This window comes from Leisingera sp. ANG59, assembly GCF_013317235.1.
In the GTDB taxonomy this organism is placed as follows: Bacteria; Pseudomonadota; Alphaproteobacteria; order Rhodobacterales; family Rhodobacteraceae; genus Leisingera.
Genome location: NZ_WLCM01000021.1, coordinates 61,402 through 73,832 on the forward strand (window position 1 = coordinate 61,402; position 12,431 = coordinate 73,832).

A 12,431-nucleotide genomic window follows, 5' to 3' on the forward strand; every position below is an offset into this window, starting at 1 on the left:
GGCGAAAGGATACCGAAATGGCAATGGCAGATGTAACGGTGCGCGGTGCGGGCATTTTCGGCCTGTCTATCGCCTGGCTCTGTGCCCGCCGGGGCGCGCGTGTTCAAGTGGCGGACCCGTTCGGCCCAGGTGCAGGCTCCAGCGGCGGGCTGGTCGGTGCCCTGGCCCCGCATGTGCCGGAGAACTGGAACCCCAAGAAACAGTTCCAGCTCGAAAGCCTGCTGATGGCAGAAGGCTTCTGGATGGAAGTTGAGGCCACCGGAGGCGTCTCCCCCGGGTACGGCCGCACCGGGCGCTTGCAGCCCATAAGCGACGAACACTCATTGGAGCTTGCCCGAAGCCGCGAAGTTTCCGCACGCGAGCTGTGGAAGAACGAGGCCAAGTGGAATGTTTGCGAGGTCGGCACCCTGGGCCCATGGGTCCCGCCCAGCGCCACCGGCTATGTCATCCACGACACCCTCAGCGCCCGCCTGCATCCCCGCCAGGCCTGCGCGGCACTGGTTTCCGCCCTCGCTGTGATGGGGGTCGAGGTACAGCCGGAGGCGGCCGATCAGGGCAAGGTGGTCCACGCCAAGGGTTACGCGGGTTTGCTGGAGCTGAACGAAGCTTTCGGCAAGTCCGTAGGCGGCGGCGTCAAGGGGCAGGCTGCCCTCCTGCGCTTTCACGAAGGCGAGGTGCCGCAGCTATTTGCCGACGGCCTCCACATCATCCCGCACGCGGATGGAACCCTGGCGATCGGCTCAACCAGCGAGCGGGTGTTCGACGACGGCAGCACCACAGATGGCCTGCTCGACGACGTGATCGAGCGCGCCCGCGCCGCAGTCCCGGTCCTGCACGGCGCTGAAGTGATCGAACGCTGGGCCGGTGTGCGCCCCCGCACCAAGTCGCGGGCCCCGATGCTCGGCATCTGGCCGGGGCGTGATGGCCACTACATCGCCAATGGCGGCTTCAAGATCGGCTTCGGCATGGCCCCCAAGGCAGCGCATGTGATGGCCGACCTGCTGCTTGAGGAGCGGGACAGCATTCCGCAGAGCTTCCGGGTGGAGGACAATCTTTAACCCCCGGCTCCCTTCGCGCGCTGCCGAGGCAAAGGAAGCACCAGCCGCAGCGCAGTACGCGCGGTTTGCCCATGAGGCGGCACAGGGCTTCATGCAATCGGTGGGCCTACTTGAGGGGCAGCGGTGCCGGTCACGCGCTGCTCAGCAGTGACATACGAGCTGGAAACTGTCCGGGGGACAATTTCAGTTTCGAACCGGCCGAGCCCATGCGCCGCACAGCGGCGCCATGCCCCTAACCTGCCCGAAGGCAGCTTGGGACGCAGGGGCAGCCTGTCCCCCTGCACCCATTGCTCAGAGCGCCAATTCGGCCCGTAGCTTATGCATCAGCTTGGTCAGCGTTGCCTCATATTGTTCGCTTGTCAGCCGTCCCGCCTCGTCGAATTCCTTGCTGGACCCGGCCAAATGCACTTCGGGTCCTGTAATCAGCCGCGGCTGGAACGGCACCAGGAAGCCGCGCAGGATCATCTGCGCGCGCTCACCCCCGGCGCGGCCTGCCGCCGCCGACATCACCGCTACCGGCTTGTCGGCCCAAGGATTGCCCTCTGTGCGGCTAACCCAGTCTAGCGCGTTCTTCAGCACGCCCGACGGCCCTTTGTTGTATTCCGGAGTGGAAATCGCGATTACATCCGCCGCCGCGATTTGATCGGCCAGCACCTGCACTGAAGGCGGAATGCCCTCGGCTGCTTCGGCATCGCCATCGTAGAGCGGCAGGTTCAAATCGGCTTCCAACACCGATGCAGCCCCAAACACCCGCGCAGCTTCGGCCAGCAGCTTACGATTGGTGGCTTCGCGACGCAGCGATCCAGAGATGGTCAGCAAAACGGGGTCAGGCATGCGGAGTTCCTTCTGTTCGCGTCAAGTTTGCCTCCATCATGTATGAGGCCGCCAGCAGCATGAAACAGCCAAGCCCGCGCAGTCCATGTGCAGCGTTGCGTAACGCGGGCGCTCCCGGAACGAAAACAGCCCGTCCCCTTTGGGACGGGCTGCAATAACTCCAGACCGTTTCAGGCTCAGGCCGCCTGAGGGATCACCACCACTTCGACGCGGCGGTTCTGCGCCTTGCCTTCCGGCGTCAGGTTCGAAGCCACTGGCTGGTTCTCTCCCCGGCCGATGATGCGCAGGCGGTTGTAGGGAACACCTCCGGCCTGAATCTGATCCGCCACCGCATTGGCGCGGCGTTCCGACAGGCCCTGGTTATACCCTGCATCGCCATCACTGTCGGTATGGCCGATCACCTGCACAATGCTGTTGGGATAACGCACCAGGCTGTCGGCAACCCGGCGCAGGTCGCCCTGCACCGCCGGCGAGACCGCAGCACTGTCTGTCGCGAAAGTCAGATCGTTCGGGAACGACAGGATCAGCCTGTCACCGGTATTGACGATGGTTATGTCGTCATTGGCCAGCGTCTGACGCAGTTCGCGCTCCTGCGCGTCGAGCTGATTGCCGATCACGCTGCCGGCAGCGGCACCTACCAGCGCGCCGGTCACGGCACCCAGGCCACGATCGGAGTCATTCGTCATGGCTCCGACACCCGCACCGATGATACCGCCCAGAACCGCTCCTTTTTGCGTGTTGCTGCCTGGAGTGCCGATAGTTGCAGGATCGGTACAGGCGCCAAGAGCCAGGGTTGCGGCAACAATACTAGCTGTGGTGAGTTTCATCTGCATCTTTAAATTGCCTTCTGGTTTCCAAGGTCCGGGCCGCGCCCGGCATTCCGCTGGAATATCGGGGTGCAGTGCCCCGTTCTCAAGGCAAAGTATTCCAAGTTCGGCGGAATACCGCGCAAAAACCGCGAAACCTAGCGCATTCAGGGCGCGAAAGCGAAGTTCCAGCCTTCCTGCTCCATCCAAAGCTTCCGTAAGCCTGCGGCCTCACCGGCGAAATCCGTATCCAGCATTACCGCCGCCAGCATCCGGTCGGTGCGGAAATGCCGGAACCCGCCGCGCAGCTCGCACCAGGCAGCCAGCATGGTGCATTCGATGTGATAAATCAGCGCTAGGGGCCGCAGTCTTCGGCGGCTTTCGCCGCTCTCCGGACTAAAATAGGTCAGATGCAGCTTGCGGCTTTCCCTCACGGCTTTGCGCAACAGCGCTTTGGACACGCAACCCTGCTCCGGGTCATCCAGCGGCGCCCCCCATGGGGCAACCTGCAGCCAGTCGGCAGTGGCGTGCACATCCTTGATCTTGTGGCTTACCCGCTCCGCGGCCTTTTGCAAGGCGCCGTCCCCGGTGCGCATCAGCATCGCCAAACCCACGTGCAGCGCCTCTAATTCCTCTTCGTCGAAATTGAGCGGCGGCAGATCATAGCCGTTGCGCAGCATATAGCCGATCCCCGCCTCCCCTTCGACCGGTGTACGCATCGCCTGCAGGGCAGCAATGTCCCGGTAGATTGTGCGTTTCGACACTTCCAGCTTCTCCGCAAGGTCCTCTGCCCGTACCGGTGCGGAGGCGGAACGCAGGATCTGGATGATTTCGAACAGGCGGCCGGTGCGGGGCATAGGTCAGGCTCCAGTGACATTCTGCTGACACTCTAGCACATGCCACTGACAATAGCCTGTCAGCAGGGTTTTGGTTTTTTTAAGGTCGAAACAGGAGAAAGCGAATGCTGAGCTACGATTGGATTGTGATGATCACCCTGGGCCTCGACCGCTGGGACAGCCAGCGACACCCGCCCGCCCGGCATAAGATCGAACGCGAGGAAGCGCGAAAACGCCACGAAGCACGGCTGGCCGCAAAGCCCCCGGCGCCAACCCTTCTGGAGCGGCTTTTTAGACGGCAGCGCGTATACCACCTGCCGCAGCCTCCTCATCCCGCGCCGCCTCATAAGCAAGCATCGCGCGTTTGACCGGCAGTCCCCAGTGATAGCCGCCCAGCGCACCGGACTTGCGAAGCGCGCGGTGACAGGGGATCAGCCAGCTGACCGGGTTGCGCCCGACAGCGGTGCCAACGGCGCGTACGGCCTTAGGAGAGCGGATTGCGCAGGCCAGCTCAGAATAGGTAGTGACATGGCCCGAAGGGATACGCAGCAATGCCTCCCATACCTTGATCTGCATCGGAGTTCCGATCATGTGCAGTGCGGTCTCGCCTTTTTGGGTAAAAACCGCATCTGTCAGGGGCCGCAGGGCCGCGGGATCCTCGATGAACTCGGCCTGCGGCCAGCGGGCGCGCATATCGGCCATTGCGGGTTCCGCGCCGGTTTCGGCAGCGAAGGCCAGACCGCAGATGCCCTTCTGCGTGCCCATCACCAGCGCCAGTCCGAAGGGGCTGTCAAACCAGCCCCAATAGATCCGCAGACCGTCACCCTTGCGGGCGTATTCACCGGGACTCATCGCCTCCCAGCGCAGAAACAGGTCGTGCAGCCGGCCTGACCCCGACAGTCCCACCGCATGAGAGGCTTCCAGCGTGGTGAACCGGTCGCGCAGCAGCGCCTTGGCGTGGCCCAGCCGCAGATACTGCTGGTAGCGCTTGGGCGAGACACCGACCCAAGCCGAAAACAGCCGCTGGAAATGCGCCGGGCTCATATCCATGCGGGCGGCCAGCTGCTCCAGCGTCAGATCATCGCCGCCAGCGTCGATCAGCTCAATCGCCCGCCGCATGACGCCATAGTGGTATGTGTTTTCCCGCGCTTCGATATTCATCGGTCCAGCCTGTTTCGTGCTTGCTCGATCAAAGTAATCCGGCCTTCTCTGTCAATCGACCCGGAACTTGCGGGTTTTCTTTGCAGGCAAGTGCCAGCATCAGGGAAGGCGCAATTTCATTTGCTCTTTGGCACCCGCTCTGTACATATGGCGCGCGATGGCAAAGCAACTCGATTATCATACGCTCCGCGAAATCTTCGCGCGGTTTCAGGCAGCCGAACCCGAACCCAAGGGCGAGCTGGAACATGTCAACGCCTACACGCTGGTGGTCGCCGTCGCGCTGTCGGCGCAGGCAACCGACACCGGCGTGAACAAGGCGACCCGCGAGCTGTTCAAGATCGCCGACACCCCGCAAAAGATGCTGGGCTTGGGTGAGGAGCGCCTGATCGATCATATCAAAACCATCGGCCTCTACCGCAACAAAGCCAAGAACGTGATCAAGTTGTCGAAGATCCTTGTCGAGGACTACGGTGGCGAGGTTCCGAATTCCCGCGCAGCCCTGCAATCGCTGCCCGGCGTCGGCCGCAAAACCGCAAATGTTGTGCTGAACATGTGGTGGAAGCAGCCCGCCCAGGCGGTGGACACGCATATTTTCCGGGTCGGCAACCGGTCCGGCATTGCGCCGGGCAAGGATGTGGACGCCGTGGAGCGCGCGATCGAAGACAACATCCCCGCAGATTTCCAGCAGCATGCCCATCATTGGCTGATCCTGCACGGCCGCTATCACTGCAAGGCCCGAAAACCGATGTGCGGCACTTGCCTGATCCGTGACCTCTGCATGTTCGAAGACAAGAACCTGTAAACTTTGGACCGGCATAGTCGCCAAAACTGAAATCGCTTCGGATTTCCCCGAGGAGGAACCATGACCAAAACTTACCAGCTCGTCGGCATCGGCAACGCTGTCGTCGATGTGATTGCACAATGCGACGACAGCTTTCTGACCGAGCAGGGCATCGAAAAAGGCATCATGCAGCTTATCGAGCGCGACCGCTGCGAAGATTTGTACGCAGCAATGGGCAACCGCGTGCTGACCCCGGGCGGCTCGGTCGCCAATGCCATCGCCGGCGCCGGAGCACTGGGCCTTGAGGCCGCCTTTATCGGCCGGGTCCGTGACGACGCTCTTGGGAAGTTCTATGCCGATGCGATGAACAACGAAGGTGTAGGCTTTGTGAATGCGCCTGTCTCAGGGGATGTGCTGCCAACCTCGCGGTCAATGATCTTTGTATCGCCGGACGGCGAACGGTCGATGAATACTTACCTCGGCATTTCTTCAGAGGTGAGCTCAGCCGATGTGCCGCAGGACGTAGCCGGCAATGCGCAAATTATGTTCCTGGAGGGCTATCTGTTCGACAAGGACAAGGGTAAAACCGCCTTTCTGGAAGCCGCACGCAGCTGCCGCGAAGGCGGCGGCAAGGTCGGCATCTCGATCTCAGACCCGTTCTGTGTCGAACGCCACCGCGCGGACTTCCTGACCCTGATCGGCGAGGAGCTGGATTTCGTAATCGGCAACCAGGATGAAATCTGCGCGCTGTTCGAGACCGATGACCTGGAGAAGGCAATGGCCAAAACCGCCGCGATCTGTCCGCTGGTGGTCTGTACCCGGTCCGGAGATGGCGTGACCGTACTGAATGAAGGTGTGCGCATCGATGTACCGGTGGAGATGATCACCCCGGTAGATGCCACCGGTGCCGGTGACCAGTTCGCGGCTGGTTTTCTGTTCGGCATGGCCACCGGCCGCAGCTTGGAAATCTGCGCGCGCATGGGCTGTATCTGCGCTGGCGAGGTGATCCGCCACATCGGCCCGCGCCCGGAAACAAGCGTGCGCCACCTGCTGGAAGAAGCCGGGCTGGTCTAAGCCGGCGGCGCTCTCCCGTCCGCCGGATCTGCACTGGCCGGCGCGTTTCCACCCGTTGGGCGTGGCACGGAGCGGCTTTGCCGCCCCGGCGCTTCCCCGCGCAATCGAGCTCTTGGCCTCAGCTGTCAACCGCCGTCAGAGCCTTGCCTAGAAGCACCGTAAACGTTTCCACGTCCTGCGGGCTCATGCCCTCCAGCAGCCGCTCCTGTGTCTGCACATGCGCAGTCACAGCCCCGTCGATCAGCGCGAACCCCTCCTCCGTCAGCCCCACCAGGAAACTGCGGCTGTCTTCCGGATTCACTGCGCGCTTGACGAGCCCATCCACCTCAAGCCGGTCGATGCGGTTGGTCATGGTGCCGGAGGCCACCATCGTCGCCTTCAGCAAATCGCCCGGTGACAGCGTGTAAGGCGGCCCCGACCGGCGCAGAGTTGCCAGCACATCGAACTTGGCCGCATTCAGCCCGAATTCCGCAAAAGTCTTATGCATTTCGCGCTGATAGGCCAGATACAGCCGCGCCACCCGGCCGATCACGCCCATGGCCGTCACATCCAGGTCCGGCCGCTCCTGCCCCCATTGCTGGGTGATAAAATCCACATGGTCCATGCAACCGGTTTAGGCATTTACATCTTGACGTCAAGATAAAATCCATTATCTCGACATCAAGATAAGGAGAAACGCATGCCGATCCGGACCCTTCTGCTGACCGCGCTGGCCCCTGCCATCTGGGGCAGCAGCTACATCGTCACGACAACTTTCCTGCCCGGCCACTCGCCGCTGGTGGTGGCCTTGCTCAGGGCGCTGCCTGCAGGGCTTCTGCTGCTGGTTCTGGTGCGCCAGCTACCGCCGCTCAACTGGCTGCCGCGGCTGCTGGTGCTGGGCGCTTTGAACTTCTCGTTGTTCTGGGTGCTCCTGTTCCTGTCCGCCTACCGCCTGCCTGGCGGCGTCGCGGCAACCCTTGGGGCGGTGCAACCGCTGATCGTGGTGTTCCTATCCGCCCTGCTGCTGAAGACACAGATCCGGGCCTCTGCCATCGCCGCCGCCCTTCTGAGCATCGCAGGCGTCGCCCTGCTGGTGCTTACCCCCGCCGCAAAGCTCGACACATTGGGCATTCTTGCGGGGCTTGGAGGAGCTTCTTCGATGGCTGCAGGTGTGGTTCTGACCCGCAAGTGGCAGCCGCCGGTGCCACCCCTCACCTTCACCGCCTGGCAGCTGACCGCAGGCGGGGTGCTGCTGGTGCCGGTCGCACTGTCGATAGTCCCGGAGATGCCGGTCTTCACAGCCGCAAACATCCTGGGTCTCGCCTACATGAGCCTCATAGGCGGCGCGTTGACTTACATCCTGTGGTTCCGCGGCCTCGCCCGGATCGACCCGTCGCAGGTCTCTCTGCTGGGTGTGCTCAGCCCGCTGACTGCGGTGATCCTGGGCTGGCTGCTGCTGGGGGAAACCCTGACGCCCAACCAGATGCTGGGTGCCCTACTGGCCCTGTTCAGCCTTTGGCTCGGCAAAGCCAGACTGCGGCGGTACACAAAACGCGCTACAGCGCCTGCAGAATGAAAATCGTTACCGCGGCTTGGCCGGTTCACAGGCCTTGCCGCGGTGGCAATCCAGCACCTGCCGCCGCACTTCGGACGTGTCATCAAACGCAAACCCGCCGCAGGCGCTGGCCCTGACCACCAAGTCTTGCCCCCGCTGCTCCGCAAAGAACACATGGTCCGCACCGGACTTCATCCCTCCGCACCAGGGGCCAAGGCATTCAACCTCCAGCACAGCAGGCACATTCACCCGGCCAGAGAAATATTTACCCTCCAGCATCTTGCCGAATAGCTGCGCAGGGATGCGGGTCAGCGGCGGAGTTTCATTCGGGTTATCTGCATGAGACTGCGGCAGCAGGCTTTCGTCAAACTCCAGCTCACCAGCGATAACGTTGTAAACGCTCTCCGAATTTGCAGCATGCAAGTAAGCGTCCGCAGGTCCCCAAGGCATGCAGCTGAGAGCTGCCGCGGGCCCGGTGATAAAACTCACAAAACACGCCGTCAGCACAGCACCGGCTTGGGCAGATCGAAAACAAGTTATAATATCCATCTCACAAATACTCCCGGAACTCTTCCACCACCCGCGCGTAGACCTCACGCTTGAACGGCACGATCTTCTCCACCAGGCTCTCGACCGGCTGCCAGCACCAGGCGGAGAACTCCGGGTGGTCGGTCTCGATATTGACCTGGTCATCGGTCCCCAGAAACCTCATCAGATACCACTTCTGCTCCTGCCCACGGTACCTGCCGCCCCAGAAACTAGGCACCACGTCATGAGGCAGGTCATAAGGCAACCAGCCGTCGCTCTCGGCGATGATCTCCACAAGTTCCGGTGCAACGCCGGTTTCTTCCTCCAGCTCGCGCAGCGCCGCTATCCGCGGGTCCTCGCCCGCGTCGATCCCGCCCTGCGGCATCTGCCAGGCATCCTTGTAGCGGTCCTTGCGCTGGCCAACGAATACCGCGCCTTCGGCATTGATCAGCATCACCCCGACGTTGGGGCGGTAGGGCAGCTTGGCAATCTCTTCCGGCGTCATCAGGCTCTCCTCGGCATGGGTTTTCACAACCTTAGACCGCTTGCCGCCGGGGCACGCAAGGGGGTGACGCGGCGTTTGCCCGTGACAAGGCGGCCCGCGCCCTTGATCCTAGGGGCAACTGCCAGGGAGAGTTTCAAGATGACTGCGTACCCCAATCTGCTTGCCCCGCTGGATCTGGGCTTTATCAAGCTGAAGAACCGGGTGCTGATGGGTTCGATGCACACCGGGCTGGAGGAAACCGGCGACTGGAACCGGGTGGCGGAGTTCTATGCCGCCCGCGCCCGCGGCGGCGTGGCGCTGATGGTGACCGGCGGAATCGGTCCCAATCTGGAAGGCTCAGTGCTGCCCGGTGCCTCGATGATGACCACGGCCAAGGACGTCGAAAACCACCGCGTAGTGACGGACCGGGTGCATGAGGCCGGCGGCAGGATCGCCATGCAGATCCTGCACGCGGGCCGCTATGCGTATGGCCCCAAATGCGTCGCCCCCAGCCCGGTGAAATCGCCGATCTCCCCGTTCCCCCCGCACGAGCTGGACGAGGAGGGCATCGAAAAACAGATCGACGACATCGTGAATGCCGCCCGGCTGGCGCAGGAGGCAGGCTATGACGGCGTCGAGATCATGGGAAGCGAGGGCTATTTCCTTAACCAGTTTCTGGTTACCCATACCAACAAGCGCACCGATCGCTGGGGTGGTTCCTATGAAAACCGGATGCGGCTGCCTATCGAGGTGGTGCGCCGCACCCGCGAGGCCGTGGGCCGCAACTTCATCATCATCTACCGTCTGTCGATGATCGACCTGGTGTCCAATGGCTCCACCCATGAGGAGGTCGTGCAGCTGGCGCAGGAGATCGAAAAGGCGGGTGCGACGATCCTCAACACCGGCATCGGCTGGCACGAGGCCCGCATCCCCACCATCGCCACCAGCGTTCCGCGCGCGGCCTTTGCCTGGGTCACCAAGAAGCTGATGGGCAAGGTCGGAATTCCGGTAATCACTTCGAACCGCATCAACACGCCGGAAGTGGCCGAACAGGTGCTGGCCGAGGGCTGCGCCGACATGGTGTCAATGGCGCGGCCGATGCTGGCAGACGCGGATTTCGTCGCCAAGGCCGAGGCCGGACAGGCGGACCGCATTGCTCCCTGCATTGCCTGCAACCAGGCCTGCCTCGACCACACCTTCAACGGCAAGCTGACCTCCTGCCTGGTCAATCCGCGCGCCTGCCACGAGACCGAGCTGGTGATCGAGCCGACGGCAGCCCCCAAGACCGTGGCCATCGTCGGCGCTGGCCCCGCGGGGCTTTCGACGGCCTTTACGGCAGCGCAGCGCGGGCATCGCGTGACCCTGTTCGACCGCGCCGACGAAATCGGCGGCCAGCTCAACATGGCAAAGCAGGTGCCGGGCAAGGAGGAGTTCTGGGGGCTGGTCGACTGGTACCGCACCATGGTGGCCGATGCGGGCATCACGCTGGAGCTGAGCCGCGAGGTCGGTGCAGATGATCTCGCTGGCTTTGACGAAGTGGTGATCGCCACCGGCGTCCTCCCTCGCGATCCAGCGATCCCCGGCCAGGACCGCTACAATGTGCTGAGCTACATCGACGTGCTGCGTCACAAGAAACCGGTCGGCAAGCGCGTGGCGGTGATCGGCGCCGGCGGCATCGGCTTTGACGTGTCGGAATTCCTGTTGGAGGAGGGCCACAGTCCGGCCACCGACCTGCCCGCCTGGATGAAGGAATGGGGTGTCGCCGACCCGGCAGAGCACCGCGCAGGCCTCGCCCCCGAAGGCCCGCAGCCAGCGGCCCCTGCCCGCCATGTGACCCTGCTGCAGCGCAAGGCCGAACGTCACGGAAAGCGGCTGGGTAAGACCACCGGCTGGATCCATCGGGCAACTCTCAAGATGAAGGACGTGGAATTCGTCGGCGGTGTCAACTACGAGCGGATCGACGATGAAGGCCTGCATGTCAGCTTTGGCGAGGCGCGGGAAAATCCGCGGGTGATCAAGGCAGACACCATCGTGCTGTGCGCAGGCCAGGTCGCCGAACGCTCGCTGGCGGACCAGCTGGCCGAACGCGGCATCACCGCTCATGTGATCGGCGGCGCCGATGTGGCTGCAGAACTGGACGCCAAGCGCGCCATAAACCAAGGCACCCGCCTGGCCGCAGCGCTTTAGCCGCAGCTGCCCGCCTGGACCGGAGCGGCCTGCCGCGTATTTATTCAAGGAATCTGGCGGCATGGCCGCATCCGCGCTAACCATGGGAAAACGGTTGCAAATGAGGCCGCCCCATGCCGCTTTCCGCCTACGACCTCTGGGACGATGGCACTGCCCGCCCCGCCGCGGACCTGGCCGCAACCGGGCCGGGCCGCTACCGCTGGCTGCATTTCGACCTGGCGGACCCGGAGCTGGCAGACTGGTGCGCAGCGCAGCTCCCCGGCATTCCGGGCCAGGCGCTGCTGCAAAGCGAAACCCGGCCCCGCTGCGACGTGTTCGAGGACGGGGTGATCCTGAATCTGCGCACGGTGAACCGCAACCCCGGCGCCAAGGCGGCCGAGATGCTGTCACTCAGGATCTGGGCGACCAGCCGCACCATCGTCACCGTGCGCCTGCGTAAAACCTTTGCCCTGGATGCAATCCGCGCCGAATGCAGCACCGGCAGCGGGCCCGGATCGCCGGGCCGATTCCTCTATCGCCTGATCAATGGGCTGGCCCTGCACACCCGCGATGTGGTGCTTGGACTCAGCGCCGCGACCGAAGCGCTGGAGGAGATGACCGAGGACGGCGCCTTGCCCGCCGCCGAAGCCCTCAAGGCACCGCGCCGCAATGTGCTGAAACTGCACCGCTATCTGGAGCCGCAGCGCGAAGCGCTGCTGAACCTGCAGGAAACTGGGGTGCAGCTGTTTTCGGAGGACGAACAGCTACACCTGCGCGAGGCGGTGAACCTGTTCACCCTGTCGGCGGAAACCCTGCAGTCGCTGACCGGGCGGCTAGCGGTGCTGCGCGACCACACCGATGCCGAACTGGCCCGGCAGATGGGCCGCAATAGCTATGCGCTGTCGGTCGTGGCGGCGCTGTTTCTGCCGCTGGGATTCCTGACCGGCCTGTTCGGCGTGAATCTCGCCGGCATCCCCGGAGCCGAGTCGCCGCTGGCTTTCCCAGTGCTCTGCCTCAGCCTGCTGGGACTTGGCGCCGGCATGCTGCTGGTGATGCGCTGGCTCAGACTGCTCTGACGGCCGGCCTGCCCGTCCGCCCTTCTTACCCGTGAACCTTTCGGCTGCAGGCCGGCCGTCAGAGCAGTCTGAGCCAGCGCATCACCAGCAGCA

Annotated in this window: 13 protein-coding genes; 6 read left to right on the forward strand and 7 right to left on the reverse strand. The window is 63.4% G+C overall.

Going from position 1 to position 12,431, the window contains the following annotated elements; translation table 11 throughout:
* Positions 1–17: 17 nt before the first annotated feature.
* Positions 18–1,058, forward strand: coding sequence for an FAD-binding oxidoreductase (locus GKC28_RS17205; RefSeq protein WP_174148226.1), 1,041 nt, complete (start codon positions 18–20; stop codon positions 1,056–1,058).
* 291 nt (positions 1,059–1,349) lie between these two features.
* On the opposite strand, the gene GKC28_RS17210 is transcribed toward GKC28_RS17205, so the two are convergent.
* The 4 genes from GKC28_RS17210 to GKC28_RS17225 form a co-directional block, all read right to left on the reverse strand.
* Positions 1,350–1,892 carry an NADPH-dependent FMN reductase gene (locus tag GKC28_RS17210; protein WP_174148227.1) on the reverse strand — a complete coding sequence of 181 codons (543 nt, stop codon included), beginning with the start codon at positions 1,890–1,892 and terminating at the stop codon, positions 1,350–1,352.
* Positions 1,893–2,068: 176 nt separating this feature from the next.
* The gene (locus tag GKC28_RS17215; protein ID WP_174148228.1) at positions 2,069–2,719 is read right to left on the reverse strand and encodes an OmpA family protein; all 651 of its coding nucleotides are present in this window, start codon (positions 2,717–2,719) and stop codon (positions 2,069–2,071) included.
* Positions 2,720–2,865: 146 nt separating this feature from the next.
* Entirely contained in the window at positions 2,866–3,555 is a 690-nt protein-coding gene (locus GKC28_RS17220; RefSeq protein WP_174148229.1) for a YafY family protein, read from the reverse strand.
* A gap of 270 nt (positions 3,556–3,825) precedes the next feature.
* Positions 3,826–4,695 (reverse strand): bifunctional helix-turn-helix domain-containing protein/methylated-DNA--[protein]-cysteine S-methyltransferase, encoded by an 870-nt coding sequence (locus tag GKC28_RS17225; protein WP_174148230.1) that lies wholly within the window; start codon positions 4,693–4,695, stop codon positions 3,826–3,828.
* A 157-nt stretch (positions 4,696–4,852) separates the two neighbouring features.
* Here GKC28_RS17225 and nth point away from each other — a divergent pair, with 157 nt between their 5' ends.
* Both nth and GKC28_RS17235 read left to right on the forward strand, forming a co-directional pair.
* Positions 4,853–5,497 (forward strand): endonuclease III, encoded by a 645-nt coding sequence (nth, locus tag GKC28_RS17230; RefSeq protein ID WP_174148231.1) that lies wholly within the window; start codon positions 4,853–4,855, stop codon positions 5,495–5,497.
* A 60-nt stretch (positions 5,498–5,557) separates the two neighbouring features.
* Positions 5,558–6,550: an adenosine kinase gene (locus GKC28_RS17235; protein ID WP_174148232.1), complete on the forward strand. Its 993-nt coding sequence runs from the start codon at positions 5,558–5,560 to the stop codon at positions 6,548–6,550.
* 118 nt (positions 6,551–6,668) lie between these two features.
* Here GKC28_RS17235 and GKC28_RS17240 read toward each other — a convergent pair whose 3' ends face one another.
* Positions 6,669–7,154 carry a MarR family winged helix-turn-helix transcriptional regulator gene (locus GKC28_RS17240; RefSeq protein ID WP_174148233.1) on the reverse strand — a complete coding sequence of 162 codons (486 nt, stop codon included), beginning with the start codon at positions 7,152–7,154 and terminating at the stop codon, positions 6,669–6,671.
* Positions 7,155–7,229: 75 nt separating this feature from the next.
* Here GKC28_RS17240 and GKC28_RS17245 point away from each other — a divergent pair, with 75 nt between their 5' ends.
* Complete coding sequence (locus GKC28_RS17245) at positions 7,230–8,105, forward strand: EamA family transporter (RefSeq protein ID WP_174148234.1); 876 nt, start codon at positions 7,230–7,232, stop codon at positions 8,103–8,105.
* A 6-nt stretch (positions 8,106–8,111) separates the two neighbouring features.
* Here GKC28_RS17245 and GKC28_RS17250 read toward each other — a convergent pair whose 3' ends face one another.
* Together GKC28_RS17250 and GKC28_RS17255 are read right to left on the reverse strand one after the other, a co-directional pair.
* Positions 8,112–8,507: a hypothetical protein gene (locus GKC28_RS17250; RefSeq protein WP_174148235.1), complete on the reverse strand. Its 396-nt coding sequence runs from the start codon at positions 8,505–8,507 to the stop codon at positions 8,112–8,114.
* Positions 8,508–8,634: 127 nt separating this feature from the next.
* Entirely contained in the window at positions 8,635–9,117 is a 483-nt protein-coding gene (locus GKC28_RS17255) for an RNA pyrophosphohydrolase (protein WP_174148236.1), read from the reverse strand.
* A gap of 138 nt (positions 9,118–9,255) precedes the next feature.
* On the opposite strand from GKC28_RS17255, the gene GKC28_RS17260 reads away from it, so the two are divergent.
* Together GKC28_RS17260 and GKC28_RS17265 are read left to right on the forward strand one after the other, a co-directional pair.
* On the forward strand, positions 9,256–11,283 hold the full coding sequence (locus GKC28_RS17260) for an NADPH-dependent 2,4-dienoyl-CoA reductase (RefSeq protein WP_174148237.1): 2,028 nt from the start codon (positions 9,256–9,258) through the stop codon (positions 11,281–11,283).
* A gap of 113 nt (positions 11,284–11,396) precedes the next feature.
* A complete protein-coding gene (locus tag GKC28_RS17265; protein WP_174148238.1) occupies positions 11,397–12,338 on the forward strand; it encodes a CorA family divalent cation transporter in 942 nt (313 codons plus the stop codon).
* Positions 12,339–12,431 lie beyond the last annotated feature (93 nt).

Bases quoted from the DNA above. Each gene is read 5' to 3' on its own strand.
- GKC28_RS17205 (WP_174148226.1), top strand. From the start codon at position 18: ATGGCAATGGCAGATGTAACGGTGCGCGGTGCGGGCATTTTCGGCCTG.
- GKC28_RS17210 (WP_174148227.1), bottom strand. From the start codon at position 1,892: ATGCCTGACCCCGTTTTGCTGACCATCTCTGGATCGCTGCGTCGCGAA.
- GKC28_RS17215 (WP_174148228.1), bottom strand. From the start codon at position 2,719: ATGAAACTCACCACAGCTAGTATTGTTGCCGCAACCCTGGCTCTTGGC.
- GKC28_RS17220 (WP_174148229.1), bottom strand. From the start codon at position 3,555: ATGCCCCGCACCGGCCGCCTGTTCGAAATCATCCAGATCCTGCGTTCC.
- GKC28_RS17225 (WP_174148230.1), bottom strand. From the start codon at position 4,695: ATGAATATCGAAGCGCGGGAAAACACATACCACTATGGCGTCATGCGG.
- nth (WP_174148231.1), top strand. From the start codon at position 4,853: ATGGCAAAGCAACTCGATTATCATACGCTCCGCGAAATCTTCGCGCGG.
- GKC28_RS17235 (WP_174148232.1), top strand. From the start codon at position 5,558: ATGACCAAAACTTACCAGCTCGTCGGCATCGGCAACGCTGTCGTCGAT.
- GKC28_RS17240 (WP_174148233.1), bottom strand. From the start codon at position 7,154: ATGGACCATGTGGATTTTATCACCCAGCAATGGGGGCAGGAGCGGCCG.
- GKC28_RS17245 (WP_174148234.1), top strand. From the start codon at position 7,230: ATGCCGATCCGGACCCTTCTGCTGACCGCGCTGGCCCCTGCCATCTGG.
- GKC28_RS17255 (WP_174148236.1), bottom strand. From the start codon at position 9,117: ATGACGCCGGAAGAGATTGCCAAGCTGCCCTACCGCCCCAACGTCGGG.
- GKC28_RS17260 (WP_174148237.1), top strand. From the start codon at position 9,256: ATGACTGCGTACCCCAATCTGCTTGCCCCGCTGGATCTGGGCTTTATC.
- GKC28_RS17265 (WP_174148238.1), top strand. From the start codon at position 11,397: ATGCCGCTTTCCGCCTACGACCTCTGGGACGATGGCACTGCCCGCCCC.